The sequence below is a fragment of the Pigmentiphaga kullae genome, assembly GCF_004216695.1.
GTDB classification, from domain to species: Bacteria; Pseudomonadota; Gammaproteobacteria; order Burkholderiales; family Burkholderiaceae_B; genus Pigmentiphaga; species Pigmentiphaga kullae.
This window is the reverse complement of record NZ_SGXC01000002.1, coordinates 1,595,817-1,610,044: the sequence shown is the minus strand read 5'-3', so window position 1 is coordinate 1,610,044 and position 14,228 is coordinate 1,595,817. Positions and strand designations below refer to the sequence as shown.

16 protein-coding genes are annotated in these 14,228 nt (G+C 67.0%); 7 read left to right on the top strand and 9 right to left on the bottom strand.

From position 1 onward, the window contains the following. Window positions 1-3: 3 nt before the first annotated feature. From EV675_RS21940 to EV675_RS21915, 6 genes are all read right to left on the bottom strand, one after another. Window positions 4-492, bottom strand: a complete 489-nt coding sequence (locus EV675_RS21940; protein WP_130359766.1) for a DinB family protein — start codon at window positions 490-492, stop codon at window positions 4-6. 1 nt (window position 493) lies between these two features. After that, window positions 494-763 (bottom strand): translation initiation factor IF-1, encoded by a 270-nt coding sequence (infA, locus tag EV675_RS21935; protein ID WP_130359764.1) that lies wholly within the window; start codon window positions 761-763, stop codon window positions 494-496. A gap of 290 nt (window positions 764-1,053) precedes the next feature. Beyond that, entirely contained in the window at window positions 1,054-1,257 is a 204-nt protein-coding gene (locus EV675_RS21930; protein ID WP_087841797.1) for a cold-shock protein, read from the bottom strand. A gap of 247 nt (window positions 1,258-1,504) precedes the next feature. Then, window positions 1,505-2,290, bottom strand: a complete 786-nt coding sequence (locus EV675_RS21925; protein ID WP_130359762.1) for a BPSS1780 family membrane protein — start codon at window positions 2,288-2,290, stop codon at window positions 1,505-1,507. Between the two features lie 77 nt (window positions 2,291-2,367). Beyond that, entirely contained in the window at window positions 2,368-3,336 is a 969-nt protein-coding gene (locus EV675_RS21920; protein WP_130359760.1) for a homoserine kinase, read from the bottom strand. An 86-nt stretch (window positions 3,337-3,422) separates the two neighbouring features. Next, window positions 3,423-4,214 carry an LOG family protein gene (locus EV675_RS21915; RefSeq protein WP_130359758.1) on the bottom strand — a complete coding sequence of 264 codons (792 nt, stop codon included), beginning with the start codon at window positions 4,212-4,214 and terminating at the stop codon, window positions 3,423-3,425. Here EV675_RS21915 and polA point away from each other — a divergent pair. Then, window positions 4,213-6,933: a DNA polymerase I gene (polA, locus tag EV675_RS21910; protein ID WP_130359756.1), complete on the top strand. Its 2,721-nt coding sequence runs from the start codon at window positions 4,213-4,215 to the stop codon at window positions 6,931-6,933. The two genes, EV675_RS21915 and polA, sit on opposite strands and share 2 nt — an antisense overlap. 36 nt (window positions 6,934-6,969) lie before the next feature. Here the strand turns inward: polA and EV675_RS21905 are convergent, their stop codons facing one another. Beyond that, window positions 6,970-7,185, bottom strand: coding sequence for an RNA-binding S4 domain-containing protein (locus tag EV675_RS21905; protein ID WP_130359754.1), 216 nt, complete (start codon window positions 7,183-7,185; stop codon window positions 6,970-6,972). Between the two features lie 119 nt (window positions 7,186-7,304). On the opposite strand from EV675_RS21905, the gene EV675_RS21900 reads away from it, so the two are divergent. From EV675_RS21900 to EV675_RS21875, 6 genes are all read left to right on the top strand, one after another. Then, window positions 7,305-8,663: a tryptophan--tRNA ligase gene (locus tag EV675_RS21900; RefSeq protein WP_130359752.1), complete on the top strand. Its 1,359-nt coding sequence runs from the start codon at window positions 7,305-7,307 to the stop codon at window positions 8,661-8,663. A gap of 58 nt (window positions 8,664-8,721) precedes the next feature. Beyond that, window positions 8,722-9,351, top strand: a complete 630-nt coding sequence (locus EV675_RS21895) for an L-threonylcarbamoyladenylate synthase (RefSeq protein ID WP_130359750.1) — start codon at window positions 8,722-8,724, stop codon at window positions 9,349-9,351. Between the two features lie 64 nt (window positions 9,352-9,415). After that, window positions 9,416-10,063: a site-2 protease family protein gene (locus EV675_RS21890; protein WP_130359748.1), complete on the top strand. Its 648-nt coding sequence runs from the start codon at window positions 9,416-9,418 to the stop codon at window positions 10,061-10,063. 173 nt (window positions 10,064-10,236) lie between these two features. Next, on the top strand, window positions 10,237-11,136 hold the full coding sequence (gene dapA, locus EV675_RS21885) for a 4-hydroxy-tetrahydrodipicolinate synthase (protein ID WP_130359746.1): 900 nt from the start codon (window positions 10,237-10,239) through the stop codon (window positions 11,134-11,136). An 83-nt stretch (window positions 11,137-11,219) separates the two neighbouring features. After that, complete coding sequence (bamC, locus tag EV675_RS21880; protein ID WP_242621536.1) at window positions 11,220-12,404, top strand: outer membrane protein assembly factor BamC; 1,185 nt, start codon at window positions 11,220-11,222, stop codon at window positions 12,402-12,404. 66 nt (window positions 12,405-12,470) lie between these two features. Further along, window positions 12,471-13,253 carry an MBL fold metallo-hydrolase gene (locus EV675_RS21875; protein ID WP_130359744.1) on the top strand — a complete coding sequence of 261 codons (783 nt, stop codon included), beginning with the start codon at window positions 12,471-12,473 and terminating at the stop codon, window positions 13,251-13,253. A gap of 183 nt (window positions 13,254-13,436) precedes the next feature. On the opposite strand, the gene EV675_RS29770 is transcribed toward EV675_RS21875, so the two are convergent. After that, complete coding sequence (locus EV675_RS29770) at window positions 13,437-13,658, bottom strand: hypothetical protein (protein ID WP_165404705.1); 222 nt, start codon at window positions 13,656-13,658, stop codon at window positions 13,437-13,439. 279 nt (window positions 13,659-13,937) lie between these two features. After that, a complete protein-coding gene (locus EV675_RS21865) occupies window positions 13,938-14,228 on the bottom strand; it encodes an ArsR/SmtB family transcription factor (RefSeq protein WP_130359740.1) in 291 nt (96 codons plus the stop codon).

Sequence of the window (14,228 nt, the reverse complement as noted above, 5' to 3'; positions counted from 1 at the left end):
GTCTTACGCCTGGCGGCGCTGCGGCTCGGTGGCGTGGATGAAGACGGTGTAGGTATCGGCGGGGTGGGGAACCCCGGCCAGGTCGAGCGCATGGCCGATCGCGCCACGGTGATAGGTGCCGTGGTTGACGATGTGGAACAGCATTTCCTTGCGCGACATCGCGCCGCGCTGGCCGTCGGCGAACACGAAGGAAACGGTCTCGTCTTCCTCGGGCGGCCCGAGCCGGGCGGCGTAGGCGCCGTACCAGGCGTCGGAGCGGGCGATGCGTTCGCGCAGTTCGTCCAGCGCGGGCAGGCGCGGCGTGTTGGTCGAGGCATGCGGCGCCGGGGCGCCTTCCAGGCGCGACCGGAACAGGTCCTCGACGATGATCATGTGATTGAGCTGCTGCGTCGCGAAGCGCAGGGATTCCGCCCGCGCGGTGTCCAGCCGGCCGATGGCCTCGAGGGTGCGCAGGTCCGCCCAGGCCTTGTACTGGAACGCCTGCCGCAGCATGTCAGTTGCGGCGCAGGGGGCGGCGATTGCCGGACACGGGCGACGGGCCGTCCTTGTGCCGGAAACTGATGCGTCCCTTGGTCAGGTCGTACGGGGACAATTCCATCGTGACCCGGTCGCCGGCCAGGATACGGATGCGGTGCTTGCGCATTTTGCCCGATGCGTAGGCGGCAACCTCCATGCCGTTTTCCAGCGTGACGCGAAAGCTGGTCGAGGGCAGCACTTCGGCGACGACGCCTTCCATTTCGATCAGTTCTTCCTTATTCGCCATGGTCAATTCCTCCTGTACATGCGAATGCATAAATGCGAGCTTCGGCCACGGCGGGGCCATGGCATGCGGCAAGGTGGCGCGAAGCGCCAGCGATGACGGGAAAGTTCGCGTTGAAACGCCGCGAGCCGTTCTAAGGCCGGGGCGTAGTGGCTGCCGCCTGGGGTTTGGGTTTGCCGTGTCGCGGAAGCTTGGGATGGCTTCCTGGGGTGGCCCGTGGCAGGGGCCTTTCTTCCAGGCAAAAACAAAAAACCCCCGCAAGCGGGGGTTTTGGCGGATAAGCTGATTATAGCTTATACAGGCTGGATGTTGGAAGCCTGGCGACCCTTGGGGCCGACGGTGACTTCGAAACGAACCTTTTGGTTTTCCTGCAGGGTCTTGAATCCGTCCACACGGATTTCGGAGAAGTGGGCGAACAGGTCGTCGCCGCCCGAATCAGCCGTGATGAAGCCAAAACCCTTGGCGTCGTTGAACCATTTGACGGTGCCGGTTTCCATGGTGTTTATCCTTGAAATGAAATGACCAAACGAATGTAAGCAAGACAATCAAGGATGGAGACCATGAACAACCGTACCGCAGTGGTAAGCGATTTTGTACAGCAACTCGTACTCTTGAAAATCATGCCCCGCCGTTATACGGGCTATCTTTGGGCCCGTCAACCGCGTTTGCCGGATTGAACCGGAAAATGCCGGCGGTGTGGGTGAAGTCCCGGGTTTTCACTGAGAAAATCGCCCACAAAATCCCTCACGAACCGTTGCCGAAACCCGGTGCGGGAGGCGCTCCGAATACGCTGGTGTAAGTAGGATAAAAACTGCAATACAGCACCGCGGCCGCGACGAAATTGAAAGGCATTTGAATCAGCCCGGAAATCGTCGGCGACATGCCGACGGCTTCGAGCAGGCCGCCGCCCAGTTCCAGGGCCAGCACCACGAGCAGCCAGGTCGCGCCGTACATCAGGAACGCGCCCTTGTTGCGCCAGCAGGCGATGCCGGAAAAGAACAGGGCCTTGCGAATGCCCAGCCGGTGCCAGGCCACCAGTGCCGGCGCGTGCCAGAACAAGCCCGCGATGATGACGTAGAGGATGCCGAACAAGGCGATGGGCGCGCGCATGGCCGCCAGCACCCCGGCGACGTCGTCCGACGACAGGCCGGACATCGCCTCGCTCAGGCCATCGGCGAAAGGCAGGAAGGCGACCAGGCCCGCCACCAGCACGGCGGCCACGTACAGGGCGCCCATCGCCAGCAGCTTCTTGAACAGGCCCGGCGCCTTGAGCACCTGGAACAGGCGCAGCGGCAGCACCGTGCGGCCCTGCTCGATGGCGCGGCAGGCCTCCAGCGTCATGACCGTGATCGCCGGCATGCCGACGACGAACAGCAGGGGGCCGACGGGGGCGAGAATGCTGGCCACCAGGACCATGAAACCGACGGTCAGGGCCCAGGTGAACATCGCCATGGGCTGCAGGCGGAACAGGGCGAGTCCGTCGCGCACCCACTGCCAGCCGGCGCGGGGTGCCAGGGAGGCGGCTTGCATCAGCGGTCCCCCCGCGGATGCGGAATGCGTGCGTGGGCCCTCGTCGGCGCGTGCCGGTAGGAAAGATGTGTCATGGCTCAGGGAAGCGGAAAAATGTCGCCGTCGCGCCGCAGGCGCAGGATGCGTTCGAAATGGGTGGGATCGTGCGGCGTCAGGGTCTGCGCCGGGCGCGGCAGGTGGAAATCGCGCAGCCGGGACATCCAGAAACGCAGCGCGGCGGACCGCAGCACGGTGCGCCACGCGTCGCGTTCGCCATCGGTCAGCGGCCGCACCCGGTCGTAGGCGCCCAGCATCGCCTGGGCAAGCTCGGGCTGGAACGCGCCGCTGGCGTGGGCGATGCACCAGTCGTTGACGCAGACCGCCAGGTCGAACAGCCAGGTGTCGCAGCCGGCGAAGTAGAAGTCGATGAAACCGCCCAGCACCGGCGCCTCGCGCGTGCCGGCGAACAGGACGTTGTCGCGGAACAGGTCGCAGTGCGCCGGCCCCCGCGGCAGCGCGCGGCAGACGTCGGTCTGCGCGAACGCCGTCTGGACCGCCACTTCGTCGCGCAGCATGGCGGCGGCGGCCGGGTCCAGGTAGGGGGCGACGACGGGCTCGGTCTCCCGCCACCAGTCGAGCCCCAGCAGGTTGGGCTGCATCGCCGGGAAGTCGCGCCCGGCCAGGTGCATGCGGGCCAGCGTGGCGCCGACCTGTTCGCAATGGGCGGGCAGGGGCGACATCTCGCACTTGCCCGGCAGCAGGGTGGCGATGGTGCAGGGCTTGCCGTTCAACTCGGCCAGCCGGCGCCCGTCGCGCGTGGCCTGGGGGTGGGGGACGGGAATCCCGTGTTCCGCCAGGTGCGTCATCAGGTCGATGTAGAACGGCAACTGTTCGCGCGTCAGGCGCTCGAACAGGGTCAGCACGTATTCGCCCTGGCTGGTCGTAAGGAAATAGTTGGTGTTCTCGATGCCGGAAGGGATGCCGCGCAGGGCGCGCAGTTCGCCCAGCGTATAGTCGGCAAGCAGCGCGCGGGCATCCGTTTCGGTGACGGGGGTGAATACGGCCATGGATAAGCGGGGGTGAGGGCGGATATCGACGATTACCCCGCATTCTAGCGTCATCGCCCCCGCCGCCGGCCCGTCCGTCGCGGACGCTACAGGTTCAGCAGCCGCTCGCGCTCTCCCGGGGACTGGGTGAAGCCCTCGTGCTGGTAGAAGTCGAAGATGGCGTCGACGATGGCCTGGGGATCGTCGATCACCTGCAGCAGGTCGGGGTCGCCCGGCGATATCAGTCCCTGCGCCAGCGGCTGGGCGCGGATCCAGTCCACCAGGCCCCGCCAGTACTCCGACCCGACCAGGATGATGGGCATCTTCCGGCTCTTGTTGGTCTGCACCAGCGTCAGCGCCTCGAAAAGCTCGTCCAGCGTGCCGTAGCCGCCGGGCAGCACCACGTAGGCCGAGGTGAACTTGACGAAGGCCACCTTGCGCGGGAAAAAATGGCGGAAGAACAGGCTGATGTTCTGGTAGGCGTTGTTCGACTGCTCGTGGGGCAGTTCGATGTTCAGCCCGACGCTGGGGCTGGGGCCCTCGTAGGCGCCCTTGTTGGCCGCCTCCATGATGCCGGGGCCGCCGCCCGAAATGACGGAGAAACCCGCCTCGGACAGCTTGCGGGCGATCCGTTCGGTCGTTTCGTAGCGGGGGTCGCCGGCGGGGATGCGGGCGCTGCCGAAGATGCTGACCGCCGGCCGGATCTGCGCGAGGCGTTCGGACGCCTCGAAGAACTCTGACATAATCCCCAGCACATGCCATGACTCGCGAGCCTTGGTGGCGGTGGCACGCTCCACGCTCACCACGTCCCGCAGGCCGGGGATGCGTCCGGGTTTCTTCGGGACGTTTCCGCCGTCGTGGGTTTCCTTGCCTATTTCGATTTCTCTGTGTTTGATCATGATCAAGACGTTGCTGTTGGTGGACGGGTCCAGCTATCTATATCGCGCATACCACGCCCTGCCGGACCTGCGCAACGCGCAGGGGGAGCCGACCGGGGCGCTGTACGGCGTGCTGAACATGCTGCGCCGCGCACTGAACGATCATAAGGCAGACTACCTCGCCTGCATTTTCGATGCGCCGGGCAAGACCTTCCGCGACGACCTCTATCCCGAGTACAAGGCCACCCGCGCCAGCATGCCGGAAGACCTGGCGCGCCAGGTCGGGCCCATCGTCGAGGCCATACGCGCCCAGGGCTGGCCGGTGTTCGCCATCGAGGGGATCGAGGCCGACGACGTCATCGGCACGCTGGCCCTGCAGGCGGCGGGGCAGGGCATACACAGCGTGGTGTCGACCGGCGACAAGGACATGGCGCAACTGGTCAACGACCACGTGACGCTGGTCAACACCATGACCTCCGAGACGCTGGATGCCGAAGGCGTGCTGAAGAAGTTCGGCGTGCCGCCCGAGCGCATCGTGGACTACCTGATGCTGATCGGCGATTCGGTCGACAATGTGCCGGGCGTGGAGAAGGTCGGGCCCAAGACGGCGGCCAAGTGGCTCGCCCAGTATGGCACGCTGGAAGAACTGGTGGCGCAGGCCGACACCGTCAAGGGCGTGGCCGGCGCCAACCTGCGCACGGCGATCCCGAATTTCGCGCTGACGCGTTCGCTGATCACCATCCGCACCGATTGCGACCTGAGCGCCCACATTCCCGACCTGGATGCGCTGACCATGCGCGCGGTCGACCGCGAGAAGCTCGAGGTCATGTACGAACGCTACGGCTTTCGCACCTGGCTGCGCGAGCTGACGGGCGACGAGTCCCGCATTCCCGAAGGCGATTCGCGCGTGCAGGCCGACGCTCCGGCCGCGCCGGAAACCGTGAACTACGAGACGGTCAGCGACTGGGCCGCCTTCGACCGCTGGCTGGCCGCGATCCAGGCGGCGCCGCTGGTGGCCCTGGACACCGAAACCGATTCGCTGGTGGAAATGGAGGCCCGGCTGGTGGGCCTGTCCATCGCGGTCAAGCCGGGCGAGGCCTGCTACATCCCGCTGACCCACCGGCATCCGGACGCCGGCGAACAACTGCCCAAGGACGAGGTGCTGGCGCGCCTGGCCCCCTGGCTGGAGAACGCCGAGGCCCCCAAGCTGCTGCACAACGCCAAGTACGACACGCACGTCTTCGCCAACGCCGGGGTCGCGCTGCGCGGCGTCGCGCACGACACCATGCTCGAAGCCTACGTGCTGGAGTCGCATCGCAGCGTGTCGCTGGACGACCTGTCGCAGCGCTGGCTGGGCCGCAAGGGCCTGTCCTTCGTCGACGTGTGCGGCAAGGGCGTCAACCAGCTCTGCTTCGACGAGGTCGCCATCGACGTCGCCACCCAGTACGCCTGCGAGGACGTCGACTACACGCTCCAGCTGCATGCCACGCTGTATCCGCGTATCGAGGCCGACGCTGGCCTGGAGCGCATCTACGCCATCGAGTTGCCCGTCTCGCGCGTGCTGACCGTCGTCGAGCGCAACGGCGTGCGCATCGATCCCGAGGAGCTGGCCCGCCAGAGCCATGCCATCGGCCAGGAACTGCTGGTGCTCGAACAACGCGCCTACGAACTGGCCGGCCAGCCCTTCAACCTGAACTCGCCCAAGCAACTGGGCGAGATCCTGTTCGGCAAGCTGCAACTGCCGGTGGTCAAGAAGACCGCGGGCGGCGCGCCGTCCACCGACGAGGACGTGCTGAGCAAGCTGGCCGAGGACTACCCGCTGCCGCAGGCGCTGCTGAGCTACCGGGGACTGGCCAAGCTCAAGTCCACCTATACCGACAAGCTGCCCAAGATGATCAACGCCCGGACCCGGCGCGTGCACACCAGCTATGCCCAGGCGGCGGTGGTCACGGGCCGGCTGGCTTCCAGCGATCCCAACCTGCAGAACATCCCGGTGCGCACGCCCGAGGGCCGGCGCGTGCGCGAGGCCTTCGTGGCCGACCCGGGCAACCTGATCATGTCGGCCGACTATTCGCAGATCGAACTGCGGATCATGGCTCACATTTCCGGCGACGAGAACCTGCTGTCGGCCTTCGCCCGCGGCGAGGACATCCACCGCGCCACGGCGGCCGAGATCTTCGGCGTCCAGCCCGAGGCGGTCAACGCCGAACAGCGGCGCTACGCCAAGGTCATCAACTTCGGCCTGATCTACGGCATGAGCGCGTTCGGCCTGGCCAGCAACCTGGGCATCACGCGCGACGCGGCCAAGCACTACATCGACCGCTATTTCGCCCGCTACCCCGGCGTGGCGCGCTACATGGACGACACGCGCGAACAGGCGCGCGAACAAGGCTACGTCGAAACCGTCTTCGGCCGCCGCCTGTGGCTACCCGAGATCCGCGGCGGCAGCGGCCCCCGCCGCCAGGCCGCCGAACGCGCCGCCATCAACGCCCCCATGCAGGGCACCGCCGCCGATCTGATCAAGATGGCCATGGTCGCGGTGCAGGACTGGCTGGATGCAGACCGGCTGGGCGCGCGCCTGGTCATGCAGGTGCACGACGAACTGGTCCTGGAAGTCCCGCGCGAGGAAAGCGAGATCGTCGCCCACCGCCTGCCCGAGATGATGTGCAACGTGGCCGAACTGAAAGTGCCGCTGGTGGCCGAGGTGGGCACGGGCTACACGTGGGAACAGGCGCACTAGGCGGGTGACGCCGGGCAGGGGGATCGGGCGCTGCGGTCAGCCCCGGACCTGGATCCGCGCCCCATCCATTTCCACCACCTGCCCGGCGCGTATCTTGCAGGTCTTGCGCAACTCGACCTGCCCATCGACCTTCACCATCCCCGCCGCGACCAGCGCCTTGCCCGCTCCGCCCGAGTCGGCAAGACCCGTAAGCTTGAGCAAATCGCACAACGGCACAAACTCGCCCGTGAGCGTGAACGTAATCGAAGACATGGCGGACCCGGGAAGGTAAAAAGGCAATCCGCCATTATCCGCCATGCCGGGCGCGCTCCCGGCACGGGAGGTACACTGCGGCTCTACGTTCCACCTTCCCGCTTGTCGCGCTCCGACCCATGAGAACCCGCATCCTCACCGGCATCACCACCACCGGCACGCCCCACCTGGGCAACTACGTGGGCGCCATCCGCCCCGCCATCCTGGCGAGCCGCAACGACGACAACGATGCCTTCTTCTTCATGGCCGACTACCACGCGCTCATCAAGTGCGAGGACCCCGCGCGCCTGCAGCGCTCGCGCCTGCAGATCGCCGCGACGTGGCTGGCCGCCGGGCTGGACCCCAGCCGCGTCACCTTTTACCGGCAGTCCGACCTGCCCGAGATCCCCCAACTGTGCTGGCTGCTGACCTGCGTCACCGCCAAGGGCCTGATGAACCGGGCCCATGCCTACAAGGCGGCGGTGGACCAGAACGTGGCCGACAACGAGGATCCGGACGCCGGCGTCACGATGGGGCTGTTCTCGTACCCCGTGCTGATGGCCGCCGACATCCTGCTGTTCAACGCGCACCGCGTGCCGGTGGGCCGCGACCAGATCCAGCACATCGAGATGGCGCGCGACATCGCCCAGCGGTTCAGCCACCTGTACGGCGGCGGCCGCGAACTGTTCGTGCTGCCCGAGGTGCAGATCGACGAGGCCGTGGCCACCCTGCCGGGCCTGGACGGGCGCAAGATGTCCAAGAGCTACAACAACACCATTCCGCTGTTCGAGGGCGGCGCCAGGCACCTGCGCGACGCCATCGGCCGCATCGTGACCGATTCGCGCCTGCCGGGCGAACCCAAGGATCCGGACAATTCGCAGCTCTACACGATCTACCGGGCCTTCGCCGACGAGGGCGAGGCCGCCGCGTTCCGGCGTTCGCTGGAAGAGGGCATGGGCTGGGGCGACGCCAAGCAGGCGCTGTACGAACGCATCGAGCGCGAAGTCGGCCCCATGCGCGAGCGCTACGACACCCTGATGGCCCGCCCCGACGACATCGAGGACATCCTGCTGGAAGGCGCCCGCAAGGCGCGCGCCATAGGCGAGCCGTTCCTGGCCGAGCTGCGCGCGGCGGTCGGGCTGGATACCCCGCGCGCGTCTTCCCCCGCGCAGTCCGCGAAGAAGAAGGCCGGCAAGCAGGCCCGTTTCGTCAGCTTCCGTGACGACGACGGCCGCTTCCGCTTCCGCTTCCTGGCTGCCGATGGCCAGGACCTGCTGCTGTCCGAGCCGCATGCGGATGCCCAGGCGGCCGGCGCCGCCATCAAGCGGCTGCGCGCGCTGGCCGATCCGGCCCGGTCGCTGCGGGCGCAGGGAGATTCGTACGTGCTGGAACTGGACGGCGCGGCGGTCGCGCGCGGCTCCGTTTTTGCCGATGCCGCCGGCCGCGATGCCGCGCTGGCCAAGCTGGCCGCCGAGTTGCGCGCGCTGGCCGCCGAGTAGGCGGCAGGGTGCCCGGACGGTTTCCGGGCGTGATCGATGTTTGCGAGGGCCCGCAGTCGTGGCACAGTTTTTTTCCGTTCATCCCCAGAATCCCCAGATGCGTCTGCTCAAGCAGGCGGTCCAGTTGATCCGGGCCGGCGGACTGGTGGCCATACCCACCGACTCCAGCTACGCGCTGGTGGCGCCGCTGGACGATAAGCACGCGGCCGAGGCGCTGCGGCGCCTGCGCGGCGTGGACGAGCGGCATCACCTGACCGTACTGTGCCGGGACCTGGCCGAGATCGGCCAGTTCGCCCACGTCGACAACCAGCAGTACCGGTTGCTGAAGGCGGCCACGCCCGGGCCCTGGACCTTCATTCTCGAGGCCACGCGCGAAGTGCCGCGGCGCTTGTCCCATCCTTCGCGCAAGACCATAGGCATACGTGTCCCCGATCATCCGATCGCGCTGTGCCTGCTGGAGGAAATGGGCGCGCCGCTGCTTTCCAGCACGCTGATTCCCGCCAACGAGGACGAACCGCTCAACGACGCCGAGCAGATCCGCGAGCGCTACGAGCATGAGCTGGCGGCGGTGGTCGATGGGGGTGCCTGTCCCTTCGAGCCGACCACCGTGGTGGACCTGACCGGCGCCGAGCCGGAGGTCGTGCGCCGCGGCCGGGGCGATCCCGCCACCCTCGGCATCGCGGGGTAATCCCCGGCCCGGAAAAGCGCGCGGCCGTCGCCGGACGGCCATGCTCTGCCGCTACAATGCCGCGATGGATTCCATCATTCAGACAATCGCGGTCTATGCGATCCCGTTGATCTTCGCCATTACCCTGCACGAGGCCGCCCACGGATACGTGGCGCGCATGTTCGGGGACGACACGGCCACCCAGGCCGGCCGCGTGACGCTCAATCCCATCAAGCACATCGATCCGGTCGGCACCCTGCTGGTGCCGGCGATCATCCTGCTGACCAGCAAGCTGCTGGGCGGGGCGGGCCTGCTGTTCGGCTGGGCCAAACCCGTGCCCGTCGATTTCGGCCGCCTGCGCCGGCCCAAGCAGGACATGTTGTGGGTGGCCGCGGCCGGCCCCGGCATCAACCTCGTCATGGCCATCATCTGGGCGGTGGGGCTCAAGCTCATGGTCGAGTCCGGCGTGAACGAAACCTTCTTCGTCGCCATGGCGGTGGCGGGGGTGCAGGTCAACCTGATGCTGATGGCCCTGAACCTCCTGCCCATCCCCCCGCTGGACGGCGCCCGCATCGTCTTCAGCCTGCTGCCGCACGATCTGGCCTGGAAATATTCCAAGATCGAACCCTACGGCATGATGATCCTGATCGTGCTGCTGATGACCGGCGTGCTGGGCTTCCTGGTCCAGCCCATGCTGGCCCTGGGCGACGCCATCGTCCGGTTGTTTCTGTAGTCCCCCCCTACGCCCTTCGGGCGCCCCCCGGGGGGGCGAAACCGGCGGACCGGCGGAGCCGGATCCGCGGTTTCCTGGGGGGCGCGCGCGGCACGTAGGAGGGAGCCTCTACAGGCGGTATACTCCATTGATTTTCTTCCTTTTCGTCCGGTTTCGGGCACCCCTGGCAGCGTATGGCAACCACATCTCGCACTCCTATTGAAGGCAGCATCGTCGCAATCGTCACTCCGATGCAGCCAGACGGGAAGCTCGATTTCGAGGCGTTCCGGGCTTTGCTCGACTGGCACCTGGCTGAGGGCACCGATGGCTTCGTGGTGGTGGGCACGACGGGCGAATCGCCCACCGTGGCGGTGGACGAGCATGTCGAACTGATTCGTTTCGCCGTCCAGCACGTGGCGGGCCGCGCGCCGGTCATTGCCGGTACCGGCGCCAACTCCACGGCGGAAGCCATCGAGCTGACCGAGGCCGCCAAGAAGGTCGGCGCCGACGCCGGCCTGTCCGTGGTGCCTTACTACAACCGCCCCACGCAGGAAGGCCTGTACCGGCACTTCAAGACCATCGCCGAGGCGGTCGACCTGCCGATGATCCTGTACAACGTGCCGGGCCGCACCGGCTGCGACATGGCGGGCGAGACCACGGTGCGCCTGGCGCAGGTGCCCGGGATCGTCGGGCTGAAGGACGCCACCGGCGACATCGGCCGCGGCGCGCTGCTGCTTGGCCAGGTGCCCGAGCATTTCGCGGTCTACAGCGGCGACGACCCCACCGCGGCGGCGCTGATGCTGCTGGGCGCGCGGGGCAACATCTCCGTCACCGCCAACGTCACGCCCCGCCTGATGCATGAGCTGTGCGTGGCGGCCGTGGCCGGCGATGCCCGCCTGGCCGCGAAGATCAACCAGCGCATGGCGCTGTTGAACCGCAACCTCTTCCTCGAACCCAACCCCATTCCCGTCAAGTGGGCCCTGGCCCGGATGGGACGCATGGCGCTGGGGTACCGCCTGCCCATGACCGAACTCGGCGCGCAGCACCACGCTGCGGTGCGCGAGGCGCTCAAGGCGGCCGGTGTCGAAATCTGAATCCCACACGCCCCCATGTTTCGCCCCGACATGACCCGCCGGACCCAGCATGGGCCGGCGGCGGCTTCAGGAGTTACTCATCAATGAACGCAGTTCGTATGAATTTGCCGCGCCTGGCGGTCCTGCCGGTGCTGGTTTCCCTGTCCGCGCTGTTCGCGGGATGCAGCAGCGTCAACCAGCTGCTGGGCAAGGAAGAGTCCATCGACTACAAGAGCGCATCCAAGCCGCCTTCGGCCAAGCTGGAAGTGCCCCCCGACCTGACCCAGCTTCCCACCGACAACCGGTTCCAGGTCCCTTCCCAGACTTCTTCCGGGTCGACGCCGCCGGCGCCCTCGACCACGACCTTCTCCAGCTACTCGACGGTCCAGCCTGAAACCAAGCCGGCCGCCAGCAATGTGCTGCCCGAGCGTTCCGACATGCGTGTCGAACGCGACGGCGACCAGCGCTGGCTGGTGGTGGTCGATCGCTCGCCCGAGCAGCTCTACCCCGTGGTGCGCCAGTTCTGGCAGGACCTGGGCTTCCTGATGCGCGAAGACCTGCCCCAGGCCGGCGTGATGGAAACCGACTGGGCCGAGAACCGGGCGAAGATCCCGCAGGACTTCATCCGCAACACCATCGGCAAGGTCTTCGATTCGCTGTGGTCCACCGGCGAACGCGACATGTTCCGCACCCGCCTCGAACGCGTGGGCAACAGCACCGAGATCTACATCAGCCACCGCGGCGCGGTCGAGGTGCTGACCGGCGCGGAGAAGAGCCAGACCACCTGGACCACCCGTCCCAATGACCCGGGCCTGGAAGCGGAGATGCTGAGCCGCCTGATGACCCGCCTGGGCGCCGATTTCGACCGGGCCAAGGCGGCGGTGGCCAACGCCACGCCGGTAACCGCCGGCGCGGCGCCGCAACTGGTGACCGGCTCGGGCGACACCGGCGCGCTGCAGATCGCCGAACCGTTCGATCGTGCGTGGCGCCGTGTGGGCCTGGCCCTGGATCGCGGCGGCTTCACGGTCGAGGACCGCAACCGCGCCGAGGGCGTCTACTACGTGCGCTACGTCGATACCGACGCGGCCAGCACCGATAGCAAGCCGGGCTTCTTCGGCCGCCTGTTCGGCCGCGGCGGCGACAAGCCCGAAACCCGTCCGCAGTACCGCGTGAAACTGGTCACGTCCAACGACCGCACCCAGGTCACCGTGCTGAACGCGCAGGGCGCGCCCGAAAACACCGCCACCGGCCGGCGCATCCTGAACGTCCTGTCCAACCAGCTGAAGTAATGGCCGGCAACCGCCCAGCGCCCGGGATACTCCCGGGCGCTACGCGCGCATAGGGGCGAGCCCTTCATGCGTTATACGAGTCTTGGCAGCGGCAGCGAGGGCAACGCCCTGGTTGTCGAGGCCAGGGAAGGGTTGTCGGTGACCCGCGTCATGATCGACTGCGGGTTCGGGCTGAAGGAGGTCGAAAGGCGCCTGCTCGCCCGTGGCATCGAGCCTTCATCGCTGAACGGCATCCTGGTCACGCACGAACACGGCGACCATATCGGCGGCGTATTCCGCCTGGCCCGCCGCCATGGCATTCCCGTGCACCTGACCACCGGCACGCGCGCCGCCGTGGCGGCCCGCATTCCCGAAGGCATGACAGCCGTCTGCTGCGACAGCCACACCGCCTTTTCCATAGGCGGCCTGCGCGTGCAGCCGTTTCCCGTGCCCCACGATGCCCGTGAGCCGGTGCAGTACGTGCTGGACGACGGCCAGTGGCGCCTGGGGGTGCTGACGGACCTGGGCGAGGGCACGCCGCACGTACACCGGACGCTGTCCGGCTGCGATGCGCTGGTGCTCGAATGCAACCATTGCCCGGACATGCTGGCGCGCAGCGATTACCCCGTTTCGCTGAAATACCGGATAGCCGGCCGCTACGGCCATCTGTCCAACGCGGCGGCGGCCGAGATCTTGCGCGTAGTGGACCGATCGCGCCTGAAATACCTGCACGCGGCCCATCTCAGCAAGCAGAACAATGTGCCGGAACTGGCGCGGGCGGCGCTCGCGCCGATATTGGGATGGCAGCCCGAGCAAATCGGGGTGGCCGACCAGGACACCGGATTCGATTGGGTGGCCCTGGACCCATGAAAAATGCCCCCACGCTTGCCGCTTCGCGGCGGCGCTGCCCCCCAAGGGGGCGTTTTTCATCTTGGGGCGGCCCGGCGATGAAAAAAAGCCCCCGGGTGACGAGGGCTTTTTTTCAGCCGCGCTGGCGGCTGTCGATTTACGGAAACCCGGAACCGGCGGGGCCGGCTGGGTTTCGCATTCGACTTACTGCTGGGCCGGAGCCGGGGCGGCGGGGGCCTGGTCGGCAGGAGCGGCGGGCTCGGCGGGGGCCGGAGCAGCGGGCTCGGCCGGGGCGGGCGCGGGCTCAGCCGGGGTGGTGACGGCCGGAGGAGTCGATTCGGCCGGGGCCGGAGCAGCTTCTTCCTTCTTGCCGCAAGCCGACAGAGCGATTGCCAGCAGCGAGGCCAGGAGCAGGGTCTTCTTCATGATCTCTTTTCCTTTGAGGTGTCAGTCGTAATACACAAAACACAAACCAGAAATAGCGCTATTTCCCGTTCTTACCCAAACAAGGCTGCTGTGTCTGCCGTTATTCGAGCACGGGTAAATTCTATCAGCGTCTCTAGGTATTTTCCATGGTGGAGGCTGGAAGTAAGATTTGCGTAAGCAATTTGTGTATCCGATTGGTCAATAATGTGCGCAAGGGTTTCGGTTTGTGGTTTTTGACGCACATTCCGGCACGTTTTCCCCTGGGGATTCCGAGGCAGGTCACAGCTCCCGGAGCTGGTCGACCAACTGGGCGATGGCCTCTTCATTGCGTTTGTAGAACACCCATTGTCCGATGCGCCGGGTCGTGACGAGACCGGCGCGCTGCAGGGTGGCCAGATGGGCCGACACGGTCGACTGGGACAGGCCGCAGCGTTCGAACATGCCGGCGCAGACGCCGACTTCCAGCGGATGTTCCTGCCCGGCGAAATGGCGTTCCGGCTCCTTGAGCCATTGCAGGATGTCGCGCCGCGCCGGATGCGCCAGCGCCTTGATGGTGGCGTCGAGGTCCAT

Excerpts from the sequence above, each read along its gene's own strand:
- EV675_RS21940 (WP_130359766.1), bottom strand. The coding sequence starts at position 492 with ATGCTGCGGCAGGCGTTCCAGTACAAGGCCTGGGCGGACCTGCGCACC.
- infA (WP_130359764.1), bottom strand. The coding sequence starts at position 763 with ATGGCGAATAAGGAAGAACTGATCGAAATGGAAGGCGTCGTCGCCGAA.
- EV675_RS21930 (WP_087841797.1), bottom strand. The coding sequence starts at position 1,257 with ATGGAAACCGGCACCGTCAAATGGTTCAACGACGCCAAGGGTTTTGGC.
- EV675_RS21925 (WP_130359762.1), bottom strand. The coding sequence starts at position 2,290 with ATGCAAGCCGCCTCCCTGGCACCCCGCGCCGGCTGGCAGTGGGTGCGC.
- EV675_RS21920 (WP_130359760.1), bottom strand. The coding sequence starts at position 3,336 with ATGGCCGTATTCACCCCCGTCACCGAAACGGATGCCCGCGCGCTGCTT.
- polA (WP_130359756.1), top strand. The coding sequence starts at position 4,213 with ATGATCAAGACGTTGCTGTTGGTGGACGGGTCCAGCTATCTATATCGC.
- EV675_RS21915 (WP_130359758.1), bottom strand. The coding sequence starts at position 4,214 with ATGATCAAACACAGAGAAATCGAAATAGGCAAGGAAACCCACGACGGC.
- EV675_RS21905 (WP_130359754.1), bottom strand. The coding sequence starts at position 7,185 with ATGTCTTCGATTACGTTCACGCTCACGGGCGAGTTTGTGCCGTTGTGC.
- EV675_RS21900 (WP_130359752.1), top strand. The coding sequence starts at position 7,305 with ATGAGAACCCGCATCCTCACCGGCATCACCACCACCGGCACGCCCCAC.
- EV675_RS21890 (WP_130359748.1), top strand. The coding sequence starts at position 9,416 with ATGGATTCCATCATTCAGACAATCGCGGTCTATGCGATCCCGTTGATC.
- dapA (WP_130359746.1), top strand. The coding sequence starts at position 10,237 with ATGGCAACCACATCTCGCACTCCTATTGAAGGCAGCATCGTCGCAATC.
- bamC (WP_242621536.1), top strand. The coding sequence starts at position 11,220 with ATGAACGCAGTTCGTATGAATTTGCCGCGCCTGGCGGTCCTGCCGGTG.
- EV675_RS21875 (WP_130359744.1), top strand. The coding sequence starts at position 12,471 with ATGCGTTATACGAGTCTTGGCAGCGGCAGCGAGGGCAACGCCCTGGTT.
- EV675_RS29770 (WP_165404705.1), bottom strand. The coding sequence starts at position 13,658 with ATGAAGAAGACCCTGCTCCTGGCCTCGCTGCTGGCAATCGCTCTGTCG.
- EV675_RS21865 (WP_130359740.1), bottom strand. The coding sequence starts at position 14,228 with ATGGACCTCGACGCCACCATCAAGGCGCTGGCGCATCCGGCGCGGCGC.